Genomic DNA, 17,532 nt, shown 5'->3' on the forward strand with positions numbered 1-17,532 from the left:
TCAGGATTTGAGTTTTTCCGCAGCCAGGACGTCCCGGTTGAAAATCCGATCGCGTTCGCGCCAGACCGCCGGCAGGCAAAGCAGGCCGAGGCAGGCGAAGGCAATGATCGTCTTGGTGAGTTGCGACAGTTCCGTCGTACGCCCGTCGACATAATAGACCATGTAGACGATCAGCACGTGCCAGACGTAGATATGCAGCGAATGCCGGCCGAGAAGCTGCAGGTACCGGATCGAGAACAGCCGGGTGACGAGATTGGCAATACCTCTGATGACGGCACTGCTATGTTTTGGTCCGGCGATCAGCAGCCAGGCGAGGCCGAGTGCCACGGCGGCAAAGTTCAGAAGGTAGACCGGTCCGAAATCGGCGCGGATCTCCATGGTCGCGAACTTGTCGAGCATGTATTGCGGCATCATGTCGTGTGCCGTCATGATGCGCAGCGGCAGGAAGAACAGGCACAGCGCCAGCGCCATGCGCGGGATGAAGCTGTCCTCCGGCCGGAAGATCTTCGTCCAGTCCACCTTGCCGGTCGAGGTCAGTACGCCGATGATCAGGCCGGCGAAGAAGACGATCTGCCAGCCGAGCAGATTGAAGCTCGAGCGAATCGCCTCGCCATCAGTCTTCAGCATCCAGGCGTTAATCGGTTCGGTGACAAGGCGCTGAAGCCCGAGCTGTCCCGCGATCCAGACAATCAGCGAGACCACTGCGACGCTGCCCCAGCGGCCCTTGAGGCAGAACCAGACGGCAGCCGGCGCAAAGATCATGTAGACGATGTATTGCGGCAGGATATCCATGAAGGTCGGCTGGAAGAAGAACGACGCGATCAGCGACAGCCGCAGCGGATCGTCGAAATGCGAATAGGCCAGCCAGTTGTTCCAGATGCGGTAGGCGTTCGGCAGGATCATCTGCGCCGCCAGGATGACGATCACCGTTCCCATGGCATAACGATAAAGCTCGAAGGCACGGGCCCAGATCAGGTCGCGGCCGGCGGCATATCCCTGCTTCACCATCTTGCGGGCATAGACCATGCCGATCAGCAGGCCGGAGAGGAAGACGAACCCTTGCGCATCCTCGACGAAGGCGAATTGCCGGTGATTGACCTCCACCAGCCAGTAACCACCGACGAAGATGAGGTGATTGATGAGCATGAAGACGAGGAAGTACCCCCTCATGCCGTCGATAACATCAAATCTTTTCAAGGACTTGATCCCTTGTTCCTGCCACCTTGCGAAAAGGCGGAGACATCGAGAAGCGGCGACTCATGTTTGCACCGCACGAGCGAAATGAGCTGGGAGGGTAAAAGTTCCGGGATGAATGCCGGATGAAGGGGGTGTATAGGAGCGTGAGGGTTGGATTGAGGCGATTGAGTTCGCTTCTCACAACCCGATCGCCGTCAGCATGATGAAGGTGGCGAAAAGGATGAAGTGGGTCATACCCTCGATGGCGTTGGTTTCGCCGTCGTTGAGGTTGATCGCGGCGGCGATCAGGGTGATGGCGATCATCACCGTCTGCACCGGCGTCATCGCCATGACGAAGGGCTGGCCGGTCCACAGCGCGATGGCTTCCATGACCGGTACGGTGAGGATGACGGTGGAGAGCGAGGCGCCCATGGCGATGTTGACCACCGCCTGCATGCGGTTGCGCAAGGCTGCCCTGAGCGCGGTCATGATCTCGGGCGCGGCGGAAATCGCCGCGACGATGACGGCCATCATGGCGATGGGCGCGCCGGTGCCCTCGATGCCGTGGTTCAGCAGCACGGACATCATTTCCGCCAGGAAACCGATGATGACGACGCCGGCGAGGATGACGGCGATGGCGAGCGTGGTCGAGCCGTTTTCCTCCTCGGCGTGGTCCGTCGCCAGCGGCTTCTCCGTGCGGGGATAGGTATAGCTGAAGAAATAGCTGTGCTGGCCGACCTGCATGCGCAGGAACAGGGCGTAGAGCGCGATCATCGCGCCGATGGTGAAGACGGAATAGTAGGGCCATTTGTCGTGCGGAACGAACTCCGGCACCACCATGGAAATACCCATGGCGGTGAGTATCATCACGCCGTAGGTCTTGCCGCTGTCGTCGTTGTAAGGCTGCTCGCCGTGGCGGATGCCGCCGAGCAGGGCGGCAAGGCCGAGGATGCCGTTGATGTCCAGCATCACGGCGGAATAGATCGTGTCGCGCACCAGGGTCGGCGACGAGCCTTCGTTGCTCATCATGATGGCGAGGATGATCACCTCCACCAGCACTGCCGACAGCGTCAGGATCATCGTGCCGTAGGGATCGCCGACCTTGACGGCAAGCACTTCGGCATGATGGGCGACTCGCATCGAGGCGACGACGATGGCGGCGACAAGCGCTGCTGCGGCCATCAGCGAGACAAGCTTTCCGGCCTCCAGCAACTGGTGTTCGGTCGCAAAGACGATCGCGCCTGCGACGATCGGAACGAGCAGCAGGCGTTCCTGTTTCAACTGATCGAACATCCCGCCCCCGATGATTTCTTCCTGACAGCAGCAATCTAAGGCATTGGCGGCAAGCAGCAAGCGGTGGTCTCGGCCGATGTTTGCAGTCTTGCTGTTTTGATGAGATAGTGGCCGCATCGCGACAACAGGTAGACCCGGATGCCCGCGATCTTTGGGAGGATATGGCGGACGGGCGGTGGCCGTGCGCGCCATGGCTCCGGATCGAGGAGATGATGGATGAAGATTGTCTATGAAGTCGTGCGGCATGACGGCGGCTGGGCCTACCGGCTGGGAGATGTCTATTCCGAAGCCTTCCCGACCCATGCCGAAGCACTGGAGGCGGTGCGTATCGTGGCCGCCGAACAGCAGGTGGCCGGCGAGGCATCGGTGATCAGCTATCAGGACAAGGACGGCGTCTGGCGCCGCGAATATGACGATGGCAGCGACCGGCCGGAGCCGGAGATCGTCGACAGCCAGTGGGTCGGCGCGCCGCAATAATCCGCGCGATGCCTATGCCTCGGGGTCGGCTGGTCCGCGGCCGATGTAATCCCTGAGTCCTTTTGCAAGCGCGTCGAAGGTCACGCGGTAGCGTGCGGCGTTCCTCAGATTCTCGTGCATCGTCACGTAGGTTTCCAGCCCGAGCGCGATGTCGTTTTCGAACAGGCGCACCATGCCGGCATCCCGCCTTGCGAGCAGAACCTGGCAGACGCCGATGCCGCCGCCGGCGCGGATGGCGGCGATCTGGGCGAGGTTGCTGTCGGCGCGCATCGCAAACCGGTTCTCGGCAAGCATGGGCAGATGGCGAAGCATGGCACGGATATAGGCCTTTTCCCGATCGAAGCCGATCAGCCGGTGCTGTTTCAGCGCCTCGAGGGTTTCGGGCCTTCCATGGCGGCGGAGATAGGTTTCATGGGCGTAAAGGCCGAGATCGATGCTGCCGATATGGCGCACCAGCAAGGCCTCCTGCGCCGGTGCGGTCATCCGCACTGCGACGTCCGCCTCGCGGCGCAGCAGGTCCTCCACCCGGTCCGACAGCGATAATTCGATGACCAGGTCGGGATGGTCGTCCTGCAGCCGCGCCAGGATCGGCGGCAGCACCTCAATGCCGATGACGTCGCTGGCGCTGATGCGCACCGTGCCGGCGACCCGGCCGCGTTCTCCGGATGCGGCGCGTAATAACGCCGATGTCGTGGAAAACAGGGTTTCCGCGTAAGGACGCAGGTCGGCCGCAAATTCCGTCGGCATCAGCCCCTGCTGCGAGCGAACAAACAGGGGCGCGCGAAAATGGTCTTCAAGGGCATCGATATGCCGGCCGACCGTCGGCTGAGTCAGGCCGAGTTCCCGCGCCGCAGCTGACAGCGATCCCGTCTGCAGCACGGTGAGGAAGGTGCGGTAGAAATCCCAGCTCGGTTCGGACATATTCATACATTTTTGTATATCATGTCCATGAATTAAGGCAATTTCGTTTATTTTGAAATGGGCTGATACTCCTTTCAACCGAAAAGGAGATGAACATGACAAGCGAAAACCCGACATCCCGCACGGCACTTATCCTGGGCGCCACGGGCGGCATTGGCGGCGCCGTTGCCCGCGCCTTGCTGCAACGTGGCTGGACGATCAAGGCGTTGAGCCGCAATGCAGCCGCGGCACGGCGAAAACTTCCGCAGGCGAACTGGATCCAGGGCGATGCGCTGGACGCGGAGGCGGTGAAAGCAGCAGCGGCCGGTGCCGACCTGATCGTGCATGCCGTCAATCCGCCGGGTTACCGGGATTGGGAAACCCAGGTCATGCCGATGCTGGAGAACACGATTGCGGCGGCATACGACAGCGGTGCGCGCATCCTGCTGCCGGGCACGATCTACAATTTCGGGCCGGATGCCTTTCCGGATCTGCGCGAAGACAGTCCCCAAAACCCGCAGACGAGGAAGGGTGCCATCCGCGTGCAGATGGAACGGCGCCTGAAGGCGGCGTCAGCGAATGGGGTTTCGGTGATCATCCTGCGCGCCGGCGATTTCTTCGGTCCGGGGGCTGCGAACAACTGGTTTTCGCAAGGGCTGGTCAAGCCCGGCAAGCCGGTGACATCGGTCATCTATCCCGGCCGGGCTGGCGTCGGCCATCAATGGGCCTATTTGCCCGATGCCGCCGAGACCATGGTCCGTCTGGTGGAACGGGCCGCGTCGCTGCCAGCCTTTGCCGTCTATCACATGCAGGGGTTTTGGGACCGCGATGGTACCGAGTTGATCGCCGCCATCGGCCGGGTCGCCGGCCGCCAGCCAAAAATCCGGCATTTCCCGTGGTGGCTGCTACCGTTCGCGGCACCTTTCGTGCCGTTCATGCGGGAACTGCGCGAGATGCGTTACCTGTGGGAGCAGCCGCTGCGCATGGACAATGCGCGACTGGTCGCGGCGATCGGTGAAGAACCGCGCACCGCCATCGACGAGGCTATCGCCGCGACGCTGGGCAGCCTCGGCTGCTTGCCGCAGACTATCGCTTCGGGGCGCGCCGCCGACCGGGGCCTGCAGGCATTCGTTTAACCGTCCAGTTCGGCGGCAGCGATTTCGGCGACCTGCCGGTCGCTGCCGGGGTCGATGCCGTCGCTCAGGAACCAGGCTGCCGAGAGGCCGGCAAAGGCAAGCGTCCATTGCAGCAGACGCTTTGCGTCACGGCCGGTCTCGGCGCAGATGACGGCCAGTTGCCGCTGCAGCCGGCCCGGCGATGCGACGGTCGGCAGGTCGGGATTGCAGAGCATGTTGGCGTAATCGAAGCAGCGTTCGCCATAAACCCGCTTGGGATCGATCGCCAGCCAGCCGCGCGCCTCGAAATCGAGGATGTTGTCGTGGTGGATATCGCCGTGCAGCGGACCGATTTCGCGCGGATCGGCGAGAAGCAAGCGCGCTGTTTCGGCCGAACGCAGCAGAATGCCGCCATGCCGGCTTGCTGCGGCATCGAGTTCCTGGAACCAGTGTTCAAGCGGCCGCAGGTCAGGCATCGGCGCGGCGCGTGGCGCATGCAGGCGGGCAACGGTGCGGCACATGATGCGGGTCGCCTCGTCATCCTCGCCTCCGAGTGCCATGCGCATCACCGAGCGGTTGCCGGTGGCACGCTCGATGAGTAGGGCATCTTCGTCGGCTTCGTAGACCTTTGCCGCACCGTCTCCCTGCCACCATTTCATAACCAGGCCACCGAAGCGCTCTTCCGCATCGTGGGCGATCTTCAGCATGGCCGGCCGGTTGTGCCACGTCACCGGCAGCAGTTGGCTGGAAGGCGTGACGATGCGAGCGCCATCCGGTACCAGCGACCATTTTTCGAGATAGGGGAGGAAGAGGTCGTTATCTGCCGGCTTCAAGCGGTGCTCCCTGACAAAAAAAGCTCCCGCCGGATGGGCGGGAGCTTCAACGTGGGAACAGGGCCTGGCAATATCAAGCCAGGGCTGCGTAGTCGGTGTAGCCCTTTTCTCCGCCGCCGTAGAAGGTTGCACGATCCGGGGCGTTGAGATCGGTGTTTTCCTTCAGCCGGCGCGGCAGGTCCGGGTTGGCGATGAACAGCCGGCCGAAGGCGACGAGGTCGGCCTTGCCGCTCTCGATGGCATCGATGGCCAGATCGCGGTCGTAACCGTTGTTGACCATCCAGCCGGCCTTGCCGCCCGCCTTCTGGTAGGCGGCTCGCAGCGCGACGTAGTCGAACGGTGTGTCGCCCTGCTGGTGATCACGCGGACCGCCGGTGGCGCCTTCGATGACGTGGATGAAGGCGAGGCCATACGCTGCAAGTTTTTCGACGGCGTAGGTGAACAGGGCCTGCGGCTCCGGATCGAAGGCGTCGTTGGCCGGCGTCACCGGCGAAATGCGCAGGCCCACCCGGCCGGCGCCGATTTCCTTGGACACGGCATCGACGACATCCAGCAGGAAGCGGGCGCGGTTTTCAATCGAGCCGCCATAGTCGTCGGTGCGCTGGTTGGTGCCGGAGCGAAGGAACTGGTCGATCAGGTACCCGTTGGCGCCGTGCAGTTCGATGCCGTCGAAGCCGGCGTCGATGGCGGCGCGGGCGCCCTTGCGATAGTCGTCGACAATGCCGGCGATCTCGCTCGTTTCCAACGCGCGCGGCGTGGAGGTTTCAGCAAAGCTGCCATTGCCGTCGGCGTCGATCAGGTAGGTCTTGGTCTTGGCGGTGATCGCCGAGGGTGCGACGGGCGCTGCGCCACCCGGCTGCAACGAGACGTGCGAGACACGGCCGACATGCCAGATCTGCGTGACAATCTTGCCGCCGGCGGCATGAACCGCATCGGTGACCTTTTTCCAGCCTTCCAGGGCTTCCGGCGTATAGAGGCCGGGAACGTCGGCATAACCCTGGCCCTGCTGGGTGATCGGCGTGCCCTCGGTGATCAGCAGGCCGGCAGAAGCGCGTTGACGGTAATATTCGGCATTGAGTTGGCGAGGAACGGCGTTCGGCGACCGGTTGCGGGTCAGCGGCGCCATGACGATACGATTGGCGAGCGAAATGTCGCCGATCGTGATGGGATCGAAAAGACTAGGCATTGTTGCACCTTTCATTGGGTCTGCTTGGGAGGAGCAAGACGGCTTTGCGTGGGATCAGAGGGTGGTCTTGAGATGGTGGAGGAAGGCGGCGATGGTTTCTTCGTTGCGGCGATAGAAAATCCATTGACCGACACGCTGCGTGGTGACGAGGCCGGCACGCTGCAGCGTGGCAAGATGGGTGGAGACGGTGGACTGCGACAGGCCGCATCGTTCGAACTGGCTGGCGCAGACGCCAAGATCGAGCGGATGAAGCTGCTCGGAGAAATGAAGCTCCGGTTCCTTCATCCACACCAGGATCTGCAACCGGGCAGGGTGGGCGATAGCCTTGAGGATCTCATCGGGGTTCATGGGGTTCACATCGATAAATCGAGATTTGTCGATATATGTATCGAGTTTTCTCGATGTATCAAATCACGTTCCCGTGATCTTGCAATTGGCTTTGGCTTGGATAATATCGGAAAAAAAAGAGGGCCACCGGAAAGATCCAGGGCCCTTTATAAGTGTGAAGGTCAATAAACCTCCAGAGGGGAACAGCTGCTGCGGCGGCACTGGGAGGAAAAAGCCGCCATGTGCATCAGCTGTGTGCAATATGGTGGTTTTTTGTGCAAAGCACAATGGGCGAAAACGCACTGCAGCTATGCATTTTTGATCAAATGGTAAAAAAACAATAAACAAAAAAAGAGGGCCACCGGAAAGATCCAGGGCCCTTTTAAGTGTGAAGGTTATAAAACCTCCAGAGGGGAACAGCTGCTGCGGCGGCACTGGGAGGAAAAAGCCGCCATGTACATCAGCTGTGTGCAATATGGTGGTTTTTTGTGCAGGGCACAATAGGGCAATATTGCACTGCAGCTATGCATTTTTGACCAGCTGGTAAAAAGACAAAAAAAGAGGGCCACCGGAGTAAACCAGGGCCCTGCAAAGTGTGAAGGTCATAAAACCTCCAGAGGGGAACAGCTGCTGCGGTGGCACTGGGAGGAAAAAGCCACCATGTGCATCAGCTGAGTGCGATATGGTGTTTTTTTATGCATGGGACAATGCTTATTTATGCATGGCTGACATGCATAGCGTGCAATTCTTTGGCGGTATTGTGTGAATCGATAGAGGGTGCAGGTTGCAAAACTGCCCCGTCGTAACCATGTTTGCCGTGTTAACTCTATGAAATCTATAGAAAATTAAACAATGCGCTGCACAAAAAAGCAGCGCAATCAGAAGCTCCAGTTGCGTGCTTTGGCAACGATGAAATCACGGAAAGCTTTCAGCTTCGCGGCATTTTTCATTTCGTCCGGATAGCAGAAATAGGTGTCGAAGGACGGAACGTCGGCATTGATGGCGAGCTGGATCAGGCCCGGGTCGCGGCCGACGATGTAATCCGGCAGGCAGGCGAGACCGATTCCCAGTAGGCAGGCGCGCTTGATCGACGTCTGGCTGTTGATCTGCAGGTGCGGACCACGCTTGTTGTCGGAGGAGCGGCCGGCGATTTCCAGCCAGTTGACGTCCATCAGGTAGTTCGGCGCCGGTTCTCCGAAAGAGATGATCCGGTGGTTGTCGAGATCCTCCACCGTCTGCGGCTCGCCGTAGCGGTTCAGATAGGAGGGGGCGGCATAGACGTGCATGTGCACGGTGAACAGCTTGCGCTGGATCAGGTCCGATTGCTGCGGCTGGCGCAGGCGGATGGCGCAGTCGGCATGCCGCATGTTGACGTCCAGCTCCTCGTTGTCGAGGATGAGCTGGATCTGCACGTCAGGATAGAGCTGCAGGAATTCCTGGATCTTGTCGGTGAGCCAGCCCTGGCCGAGGCCGACGGTCGTCGTGACGCGCAGACGACCGCTCGGCTTTTCGGTGGTTTCGGTGAGCTGCATCTTCACCGTTTCGAGCTTCAGCAGCACCTCGTGGGCGGTCCGATAGAGGAGTTCGCCCTGTTCGGTGAGGATCAGGCCGCGCGCATGGCGGTGGAACAGCTTGACGCCGACATCCTGCTCCAGCGCGCTGACCTGGCGGCTGATGGCCGATTGCGACAGATGCAGCTTGTCGGCCGCATGGGTGAACGAGCCGGCTTCCGCTGCGGCATGGAAAATGCGCAGCTTGTCCCAGTCCAGCGGCATGCCTGTTCCCCTCATGCTTCTTATTACTCCGCTGCGATTGCGACTGTGCCGACCCCGGCGAGATAACGTTCGGCCTCGAGCGCTGCCATGCAGCCCATGCCGGCGGCGGTGATCGCCTGGCGGAATGTGTCGTCCGTCACGTCGCCGGCGGCGAACACGCCGGCGATATCGGTGGCGGTGGAGTCCGGCGCCGTCCAGAGATAGCCGTTCGATTTCAGCCGCAGCTGGTCCTTGAACAGTTCGGTTGCCGGCGCATGGCCGATGGCGACGAAGACGCCGTCGATCGGCGTATCGGTCACCGTACCGGTGCGCACATCACGCAGCCTGGCGCCGCTGACGGAGGGCGGCATCGGCGGCTTGGCCGGCGTGCCGGTGATTTCGGCAACTTCCGTGTTCCAGAGGATCTTGACATTTTCCTTGGCGAACAGCCGCTCCTGCAGGATCTTTTCGGCGCGGAAGCTGTCACGGCGATGCACCACCGTCACCGAGCGGGCGATGTTGGAGAGGTAGAGCGCTTCCTCGACGGCAGAGTTGCCGCCGCCGACGACGATCACATCGCGGTTGCGATAGAAGAAGCCGTCGCAGGTGGCGCAGGCGGACACACCAAAACCCTGGAAATGCTGCTCGCTTTCGATGCCCAGCCACTTGGCCTTGGCGCCGGTGGCGATGATCAGCGTCTCGGCCGTCCATACCGTGCCGGAATCGGTCTGCAGCGTGAAGGGGCGACGCGACAGGTCAACATTGGTGACGAGGTCGTTGACGATCTCGGCGCCGACATGCACGGCCTGTTTCAGCATCTGTTCCATCATCCACGGGCCTTGCACGGGTTCGGCATAACCGGGATAATTTTCGACGTCGGTGGTGATCATCAGCTGGCCGCCCTGTTCCATGCCGGCGATCAGGACGGGCTTGAGCATTGCGCGCGCGGCATAGATCGCCGCCGTATAACCGGCGGGACCGGAGCCGATGATCAGCACCTTGGTATGACGGGCTTGCATGCGCATTCCTTTCAAAAGACGTCGGGCGCAGGGGGAGGCGCGCGCCCGTTGGGGCGTTGGGACGCCCCTATATGGGGACCCATTTATGATTGCTCCATGCAAATATTCAAGGGCAGCCCTGCGTTAACAACAAGGCAATTGGCATGGCAGTAATATTCAGTCTCCCGAAAGACACATTCTTGCGTATTTCGTGTCTTGCGGTAGAAGGGCAGCGAATGCTGAGAAAGGTTTTTCCGTGCTGCGCGCAGAACTCGACGCCATCGATATCAAGATATTGCGGGAATTGCAGCGGGACGGTCGGATGACCAATGTCGAGCTTGCCGACCGCGTCGGCATCTCGGCCCCTCCCTGCCTGCGCCGGGTGCGAAAACTGGAGGAGGCGGGTGTCATCGAAGGCTACCACGCCATGCTCAACGCGCCGAAGCTCGGCTTCGATCTGGTGGCCTTCTGCATGGTCGGCCTCCGGCACCAGTCGGAAGCCAACCTGAAGGCCTTTGCTGCCGCGACAACCGGCTGGCCACTGGTGCGGCAGGCGTGGATGGTCTCCGGCGACAGCGATTTCCTGCTGCATTGTGTTGCCGAAAACCTGACGCAGTTCCAAGACTTCGTCATCGAGGTGCTGACGGCCAACGAGCATGTCGATACGGTGCGCACCATGCTGACGATCCGTCAGGTCAAGAAGATCGGGCTGGTGGAGATCTGAGCGAGTCGGGCAGGTGACGGGCTGCAAGGAGCCTTCTTTCGTCATCCTCGGGCCTGTCCCGAGAATCTGCCGCCGCGTACCAAGCCATCGACGATAGTGGATTTCCCTGACGTGCTTGGATCCTCGGGACAGGCCCGAGGATGACGTCGCGGGTGTGGCAGGGATGTGGGTAATCTACGCCGATGGCCCAATTGGCTGCAATTGCGCCAGCCGAAGCGGTCAACGCGCCGAAAGCAGCCGTTCGTAGACTTGCCCGATGGCGGTCGCTTCGCCCTCGATGCTGAAATTGCGGCAGACGTGATCACGGCCGTGTTTTCCGGCCTCAAGGCGGCGACGGTCATCGTCCATGAAGACAGCTGTTGCATCACGCATCGCTGAAAGATCGTCAGCGGCGATGATCGTGCCGGTTTCCCGGTCGCCCCGCACCACCAGTTCTCCGAAGGCGCCGACATCGGTGGCGACGACCGGCACGGCGGAGGCCATGGCTTCCAGCGGCGTCAGGCCGAACCCTTCCCAGCGCTGCGGCGCGATGAACAGGTCGAGGGCGCGGTACCAGTCGTTGATGTTGGTGTGCTCGCCGACGAAAAGGATACGTTCGGCAAGGCCGGCCTTGGTCACGCGGTCCTTCAATTCGGTCTCGAAGGCGACATGCTGGGCGGTGGCGCGGCCGGCGATCACGGCGATCCAGTCGGGACGTTCGGGCAGGAGCGCAATCATCGTATCGACGAAGAGGTCGGTGCCCTTCTGTCGCCGCACCCGGCCAAAGCAGCCGGCAATCTTTTTCGTCGCGTCGAGGCCGAGTGAGGCCTTGGCAGCCGTCTTGTCGGCGGGCGGCGAAAAGCGGTTGGTGTCGATGCCGTGCAGGATGGTGGTGTTGTCCACCGTCAGATAGGCGGCTGTCTTGGCGCTGGTGGCGATGACGGCGTCCATGCGGCCGATCAGGAACTTCGTCCAGCCGGTGTGGCGGCGCTGCGAGGCGGAGGTGAAGACGATCTTCAGCGGCATGCGCAGCACGTCGCGCAAGAACAGGGCCGGCAGCATTTCGATGTTGCGCCGGGCATGCCAGACGCGGCGGGCGCGGCCGGGCGGCCGTGTCCAGAGCCGGAAAAGATCGGCAAAACCGATACGCGGCAGCGCGGCCGGCAGGCCCGGCCCCAGCGTCGCGATCTTCTGGCCGAGTTTGGTCTGCACCGGCACCAGCTGGATGATCGTCGACGTCACGCCGGACAGGCGCCGCTTGAAATTCGGCGCGATGACCTCGATGTTCCGGATATCGGTCACGCGCCGCTCCTGTCGCGTTCAGGGCAAGCCGGGGCGATCAGCCCCAGGAGATGGCGAGGATCTCGTAGGCCTTGGAGCCGCCGGGGGCGTTCACTTCGATCGAATCGCCGACTTCCTTGCCGATCAGCGCGCGGGCGATCGGCGAGGAAATGGAAATACGGCCGGCCTTCACGTCGGCTTCCTGGTCGCCGACGATCTGATAGGTCTTCTTCTCTTCCGTGTCTTCGTCGACCAGCTTGACGGTGGCGCCGAACTTGATGGTCGAGCCGGACATCTTGCTGAGGTCGATGACTTCGGCGCGGGCGATCAGGTCTTCCAGTTCGCCGACGCGGCCTTCGTTGTGGCTCTGGGCTTCCTTGGCAGCATGGTACTCGGCATTTTCGGAGAGGTCGCCATGGGCGCGGGCTTCTGCGATTGCCTCGATGATTCGCGGGCGCTCTTCCTGCTGACGCCAGCGCAGCTCTTCCTGCAGCTTGACGAACCCACCTTGCGTCATCGGTACCTTATCAACCATTTCGCTGTCCTTCGAACCTCATGTCGCCTAACCGACGACACAAAAAGAAACAGGTTCCGAAGGGGACTTCGGAACCGTGCAATCATCCGTATTGCCGCCCTTATAGCAGATCGCTTGTCATGATTTCCAGAAAATTCGCCGGCCCCATCCGGACGTGCGTCGCCACACCTGCCGGAAGGCCGGTTTCCGGACCCTTGTCGGAAGGGTCAATTGTCGCACATGAAGGCGGTCATGCAGTCGTCACGCGAGCCGTTGAAGCTCGGGGTAGCGCGGTGACGACGAACAGGACGAACCTTTTCTTCCACGACGACAGGACGCCGGCGCGCCTGGGACACTTCCGCATCCTCGCGCACCACACGACGCTTGGTTGTCTGCGTCGGCTTTGCCTTCGTCTCTATACATTGCCCCTTCTTGGACAGGATTTGGCCGGCAGCACAGGTTTTGGCAACGCAGACACCATTGCGAAGCTCTTCCCGGACGCTGCAGACCGGCGCACAAACCTTGCCGGTGGTCGATTTGAGCAGGTCAAGCGATGCCTGGGAGGGCGTCTCTGTATCGATCGATTTTTTTGTTTCCCGGCCAAAGCGCTCCAGCGCCTTTTGCGATTGCGGACCCCAGATGCCATCCGCCTTGCCGAAGGCGCAGCCGACGCGGCGCAATTCCTCCTGCAGGCCGCGGGTGAGGGCGACCATGTCCTCGGCCGGGTTGTCCTGCGTTGGCTGCTCGTCAGGAACGGCTGCGTTTGCGGTGTTGTTGTCGGGTGCCAGGATGGCAGGCTCTTCGACCTTCGGATCCAGTGCGGCAATTTCTACCGGCTGTGTTTCGACCGAGCTTTCTACCTTTGTCTCGATGACAGGTTCGGCTTTCGGTTGGCGGAGTGTGTCAAGACGGGCCTGCGCCACTGTCGCGAAGGCACAGGAGCCAAACTGACGCAGATGGTCTTCAAAAAGCGCTGGATTGTTCTGGTTTTCGATCGCGGCCCAATGTGCAGCCGCGTCCCGGCAGGGATCATTGACGACGGTTACCGGCGCGACGACCGGTTTCTCTTCGACCAAGACCGGCTCCTTCAAATAAATACTTACGCCGGGTAGCCGTCCGTATTCAAATGGCGTTTGCTTTCCGTCCGTCTTGGCCTGTACCGCGTCGGCCACCTTGCGGAACAAAAGGCTAAGCTCGAGGCCGGGTTGTTCAATATGGGCCAACAACGCTTCCGTATAGGGGCTGTGCTTGCCGTCGCCATCGAGCGCGGTCGTGCCTGCGGCAGCGGCATAACTCACAAGCATGCCCGGATTGGTCTCGACCTTCGCCAGGCCCCGGCTGATGGAGCGGGTGGCGTTCGTCGGTTTCATGCTGTTGGCGAAGGGATTGTCGCGGCAGGCGTCCAGAAGCACCAGCTTCAACGCCTTGGCGCCTTCGATTGCCAGCATGACATGGTCGAGGGAAACGGTTTCGAACTGGACGCGGTTGTCGGATTTCAACTTGGCATCGGTCGGTATCAGGTAATTCTTGCCGTTCATTTCCATGCCGTGACCGGCATAATAGACCACCGCCAGATCGGCCTCGCGGGCCGCATCACTGAAGTCGGCAAGGGTCTGTTCCATTGCCGCCTTGCCAAGATCCTGCTGCAGCGTCACGACAAAATCGAGCCGGACAAGCGCATCGGCCATGGCGCGGGAATCATTGGCGGGATTGGGAAGACGGGCGACCTGATTGTAGTTCGAATTGCCAATGACCAATGCCACCCGTTTTTGCGCCTGCGCGACGCCAAGTGACAGAAGCAGCCAAGCAAACACCAGAGCGGCCAATCTGACTAGATGAGACGAAGGCAATCTATGCATATCGATAACCGGCTTCGTGGTTCGTGCTCTGGCCGATCGATCGTACAGGAAGTTCGATAATCGGCAACGGCTTGATGTCAAACACGGGCGAGCAGGCGCAGATATTCGTTCGATGCAGGTTCATTCCTCTCGGTTGACGCCCAAGGGATCTTGACGGAAACGAAAGGAACATATAGTGAACATTTTAATGAAGAAGTCGCTGAAAGAACGTCTGGCGGTGCTGTCCGATGCCGCAAAATACGATGCGTCATGCGCTTCCAGCGGGACGACCAAGCGAGACTCGTCGCAGTCCGGCGGGCTCGGATCGACAGAAGGGGCGGGCATTTGCCATGCCTATGCTCCGGATGGACGATGCATTTCGCTGCTCAAGATCCTGCTGACCAATTTCTGCATCTATGACTGCGCCTACTGCATCAATCGTTCGTCCAGCAATGTCGAGCGAGCAAGGTTTTCGGTGGAGGAGGTTATTTGGCTGACGCTGGAATTCTACCGCCGCAACTATATCGAGGGGCTGTTTCTCTCGTCCGGCATCATCCGTTCTTCCGACCACACGATGGAGCAGATGGTGCGCGTGGCGCGGGAACTGCGGACGGTTCATAATTTTCGTGGCTACATTCATTTGAAGACGATCCCGGAAGCCTCGGCGCAACTGATCGAGGAAGCCGGGCTGTATGCCGACCGGCTCTCGATCAATATCGAGCTGCCGACGGATACCGGCATCACCCGGTTCGCGCCGGAAAAGCGGCCCGCCAACATCCGCCGTTCGATGGGCGAACTGCGTCTGAAGATCGAGGCCGCCGGCGAGCCGACGCTGCAGACGAAGAAACGTAAGCGTTTCGTTCCGGCCGGACAAAGCACGCAGATGATCGTCGGCGCCGACGGCGCGGACGATGCCGCCATTCTCGGCACCAGCGCCAGGCTCTACGGCAGCTACGATCTGAAACGGGTCTATTATTCCGCCTTCAGCCCGATCCCCGATTCGTCGAAGAACCTGCCGCTGATCAAGCCGCCGCTGATGCGCGAACATCGGCTGTACCAGGCGGACTGGCTGTATCGGTTCTACGGTTTCAGCGTGCCGGAGATCGTTGAAGGTCGGCCGGGCGGCATGCTGGATCTCGATCTCGATCCGAAGCTTGCCTGGGCGCTTGCGAACCGCCAGCACTTTCCCCTCGACATCAACAGAGCGGATCGCGAGATGCTGCTGCGGGTGCCGGGCTTGGGGACGAAGGCGGTAAAATCGATCCTTTCGAGCCGGCTTCACCGCCGGTTGCGGCTGGAGGATCTGAAACATCTTGGTGTTTCGATCCGCAAGGTGCAGCCGTTCGTCACCGCCGAGGGCTGGTCGCCGCGCCGACTTGCCGAGCGCGCCGACCTGCGAAGCCTGTTCGAGCCGAAACCGCAGCAATTGTCGTTGTTATGATCCATCACGCCATCGTGAGGGGCAGGGGAGATTTCGCGGAGTGGCGAAACCGGGCGCGGGCGTTCCTGTTCGCCGGCATCGAGCCGCAGGCCATCGACTGGCAGGAAGCGTCGATGGATGCCGGGCTGTTCGGATCGGAAGAAACGCCGCTGCCGCCGCCGGCGGAAGGAGCTGCGATCCATGTGCCGGCGGCCTTCATCGACCTGGCGACGGCAGTCGTCTGTCATTCCGATCCGGCCCGTTTCGACCTTCTCTATCGTCTTCTCTGGCGGCTGGCGCGGGAACGGGCGTTGCTGCAGGTGCGGGCGGACGAAGAGGTGGCCTGGGCACGGCTGCTGGAAAAATCGGTGCGCCGCGATAGCCACAAGATGACGGCCTTCGTGCGATTTCGCGAAATCGCATCGGCTGTGACGGCGCGACGCAGCTTTGTCGCATGGTTCGAGCCGGATCATCATATCGTCGCCCGCACGGCACCGTTCTTCCAGCGCCGTTTCAACGACATGGACTGGGTCATTGCCACGCCGCGGGGCACAGCCGCGTGGGACGGAACTCATCTGACGCTCTCCGACGAACCGGCGGAAAAGCCCGATATCAGCGACGATGCCGACGAACTCTGGCGGATCTATTATGCCAACATCTTCAATCCGGCACGGTTGAAGGTGAAGGCGATGCAGGCCGAGATGCCGAAGAAATACTGGAAGAACCTGCCGGAGGCAGACCTCATCCCCGGACTGATCGCCGATGCGGAGGCGCGGGTGATTGCCATGGCGAAGCGGCAGGCAAGCGAGCCGCTTGCCTTTCACGACCGCCTGCAGGCGGCAGCGCGAGCCGTTCCCGCCGAACCGCTGCCGCCCGCCGGCACGCTCGAGGCGCTGCGCACGGAGGCGGCAAGCTGTACCCGGTGTCTCCTCCATTGCAAGGCGACGCAGACGGTTTTCGGCGAAGGGCCGGACGATGCCGAGGTGATGTTTGTCGGCGAGCAGCCGGGTGATCAGGAAGACCTTGCAGGACGCCCCTTCGTCGGTCCGGCGGGCAAGGTGTTCGATGCGGCCGTAACCGAGGCGGGTATCGACCGGCGCCGGCTCTACGTCACCAATGCCGTCAAGCATTTCAAGTACGAGCCGCGCGGCAAGCGGCGCATCCACCAGAAGCCGAATATGGGCGAGGTGGAAAAATGCCGCTGGTGGCTGGCCCGCGAGATCGATCTGATCAAGCCGAAGCTGGTGGTCGCACTGGGTGCCACGGCTTACGCGGCGTTGACCGACGGCAAGGAAAAGCTCGGCGATATCAGAGGGAAGGCAATGCTGCTGGAGGGTGGCAGGACCTTGTTCGTCACCGTCCATCCGTCCTACCTCTTGCGCATTCCCGATGCGCAAAGGAGCCATGAGGAGAATCGGCGTTTCGTGGCGGACCTGATCGCCGTCCGACATCTCATGGCCCGGCTGGCTTCGGAGGAGAAAAAATCGGTCGCCGGCTAAATTTCTTCGGAACCCTTGGCCTCTTTTCCGGTTTCACCGAAAGGAGGAGTAGGTCATGAGCATCATTCAGTATTTCGGACTGTTCGATTTCATGCTGGTCGCCACCTTGGGCGCACTTTTCGTCGCCAGTCTGCTGGACGAAGCATGAGCTCAAAAGAGAAGCGGCGCCCGAGGGCGCCGCTGGCATGATGGGATGTCCGCAGGGGCGGGACCGAGGT

At 61.3% G+C, this 17,532-nt stretch carries 16 protein-coding genes; 5 read left to right on the plus strand and 11 right to left on the minus strand.

The annotated features are described in order from the left end of the window. The gene (locus ACSQ3I_RS18935) at positions 1-1,197 is read right to left on the minus strand and encodes an OpgC family protein (RefSeq protein ID WP_436001541.1); all 1,197 of its coding nucleotides are present in this window, start codon (positions 1,195-1,197) and stop codon (positions 1-3) included. A 177-nt stretch (positions 1,198-1,374) separates the two neighbouring features. Continuing rightward, a complete protein-coding gene (locus tag ACSQ3I_RS18940) occupies positions 1,375-2,469 on the minus strand; it encodes a calcium:proton antiporter (protein WP_436001542.1) in 1,095 nt (364 codons plus the stop codon). Between the two features lie 216 nt (positions 2,470-2,685). Here ACSQ3I_RS18940 and ACSQ3I_RS18945 point away from each other — a divergent pair, with 216 nt between their 5' ends. Continuing rightward, entirely contained in the window at positions 2,686-2,946 is a 261-nt protein-coding gene (locus ACSQ3I_RS18945; protein WP_436001543.1) for a DUF2188 domain-containing protein, read from the plus strand. 12 nt (positions 2,947-2,958) lie between these two features. Here the strand turns inward: ACSQ3I_RS18945 and ACSQ3I_RS18950 are convergent, their stop codons facing one another. Then, positions 2,959-3,873 carry a LysR family transcriptional regulator gene (locus ACSQ3I_RS18950; protein ID WP_436001544.1) on the minus strand — a complete coding sequence of 305 codons (915 nt, stop codon included), beginning with the start codon at positions 3,871-3,873 and terminating at the stop codon, positions 2,959-2,961. Between the two features lie 89 nt (positions 3,874-3,962). Here ACSQ3I_RS18950 and ACSQ3I_RS18955 point away from each other — a divergent pair, with 89 nt between their 5' ends. Further along, on the plus strand, positions 3,963-4,982 hold the full coding sequence (locus tag ACSQ3I_RS18955) for an NAD-dependent epimerase/dehydratase family protein (protein ID WP_436001545.1): 1,020 nt from the start codon (positions 3,963-3,965) through the stop codon (positions 4,980-4,982). On the opposite strand, the gene ACSQ3I_RS18960 is transcribed toward ACSQ3I_RS18955, so the two are convergent. The 5 genes from ACSQ3I_RS18960 to trxB all read right to left on the minus strand — a co-directional run bounded on the left by ACSQ3I_RS18960 (position 4,979) and on the right by trxB (position 10,080). Then, positions 4,979-5,794 carry an aminoglycoside phosphotransferase family protein gene (locus tag ACSQ3I_RS18960; RefSeq protein ID WP_436001546.1) on the minus strand — a complete coding sequence of 272 codons (816 nt, stop codon included), beginning with the start codon at positions 5,792-5,794 and terminating at the stop codon, positions 4,979-4,981. The two genes, ACSQ3I_RS18955 and ACSQ3I_RS18960, sit on opposite strands and share 4 nt — an antisense overlap. Before the next feature lie 73 nt (positions 5,795-5,867). Next, the gene (locus ACSQ3I_RS18965) at positions 5,868-6,980 is read right to left on the minus strand and encodes an alkene reductase (RefSeq protein WP_436001547.1); all 1,113 of its coding nucleotides are present in this window, start codon (positions 6,978-6,980) and stop codon (positions 5,868-5,870) included. A 54-nt stretch (positions 6,981-7,034) separates the two neighbouring features. Next, positions 7,035-7,328 (minus strand): ArsR/SmtB family transcription factor, encoded by a 294-nt coding sequence (locus tag ACSQ3I_RS18970; RefSeq protein ID WP_436001548.1) that lies wholly within the window; start codon positions 7,326-7,328, stop codon positions 7,035-7,037. Positions 7,329-8,185: 857 nt separating this feature from the next. Then, complete coding sequence (locus ACSQ3I_RS18975; RefSeq protein ID WP_436001549.1) at positions 8,186-9,082, minus strand: LysR family transcriptional regulator VtlR; 897 nt, start codon at positions 9,080-9,082, stop codon at positions 8,186-8,188. 23 nt (positions 9,083-9,105) lie between these two features. Beyond that, positions 9,106-10,080 (minus strand): thioredoxin-disulfide reductase, encoded by a 975-nt coding sequence (gene trxB / locus ACSQ3I_RS18980; protein ID WP_436001550.1) that lies wholly within the window; start codon positions 10,078-10,080, stop codon positions 9,106-9,108. Positions 10,081-10,315: 235 nt separating this feature from the next. Here trxB and ACSQ3I_RS18985 point away from each other — a divergent pair, with 235 nt between their 5' ends. Beyond that, positions 10,316-10,783, plus strand: a complete 468-nt coding sequence (locus tag ACSQ3I_RS18985) for an Lrp/AsnC family transcriptional regulator (protein WP_436001551.1) — start codon at positions 10,316-10,318, stop codon at positions 10,781-10,783. A gap of 219 nt (positions 10,784-11,002) precedes the next feature. On the opposite strand, the gene ACSQ3I_RS18990 is transcribed toward ACSQ3I_RS18985, so the two are convergent. From ACSQ3I_RS18990 to ACSQ3I_RS19000, 3 genes are all read right to left on the minus strand, one after another. Next, a complete protein-coding gene (locus ACSQ3I_RS18990; protein ID WP_436001552.1) occupies positions 11,003-12,064 on the minus strand; it encodes a glycosyltransferase family 4 protein in 1,062 nt (353 codons plus the stop codon). A 37-nt stretch (positions 12,065-12,101) separates the two neighbouring features. Then, on the minus strand, positions 12,102-12,578 hold the full coding sequence (greA, locus tag ACSQ3I_RS18995; protein WP_277916932.1) for a transcription elongation factor GreA: 477 nt from the start codon (positions 12,576-12,578) through the stop codon (positions 12,102-12,104). 206 nt (positions 12,579-12,784) lie between these two features. Continuing rightward, positions 12,785-14,320 carry a caspase family protein gene (locus tag ACSQ3I_RS19000; protein ID WP_436001553.1) on the minus strand — a complete coding sequence of 512 codons (1,536 nt, stop codon included), beginning with the start codon at positions 14,318-14,320 and terminating at the stop codon, positions 12,785-12,787. 283 nt (positions 14,321-14,603) lie between these two features. Here ACSQ3I_RS19000 and ACSQ3I_RS19005 point away from each other — a divergent pair, with 283 nt between their 5' ends. Both ACSQ3I_RS19005 and ACSQ3I_RS19010 read left to right on the plus strand, forming a co-directional pair. Continuing rightward, positions 14,604-15,836 (plus strand): putative DNA modification/repair radical SAM protein, encoded by a 1,233-nt coding sequence (locus tag ACSQ3I_RS19005; RefSeq protein ID WP_436001581.1) that lies wholly within the window; start codon positions 14,604-14,606, stop codon positions 15,834-15,836. Beyond that, positions 15,836-17,314, plus strand: a complete 1,479-nt coding sequence (locus tag ACSQ3I_RS19010; protein ID WP_436001582.1) for a UdgX family uracil-DNA binding protein — start codon at positions 15,836-15,838, stop codon at positions 17,312-17,314. The genes ACSQ3I_RS19005 and ACSQ3I_RS19010 overlap by 1 nt, the downstream gene beginning before the upstream one ends. The last annotated feature ends 218 nt before the right edge of the window (positions 17,315-17,532 follow it).

The organism is Rhizobium sp. LjRoot30, from assembly GCF_964253915.1.
GTDB lineage: Bacteria > Pseudomonadota > Alphaproteobacteria > Rhizobiales > Rhizobiaceae > Metarhizobium.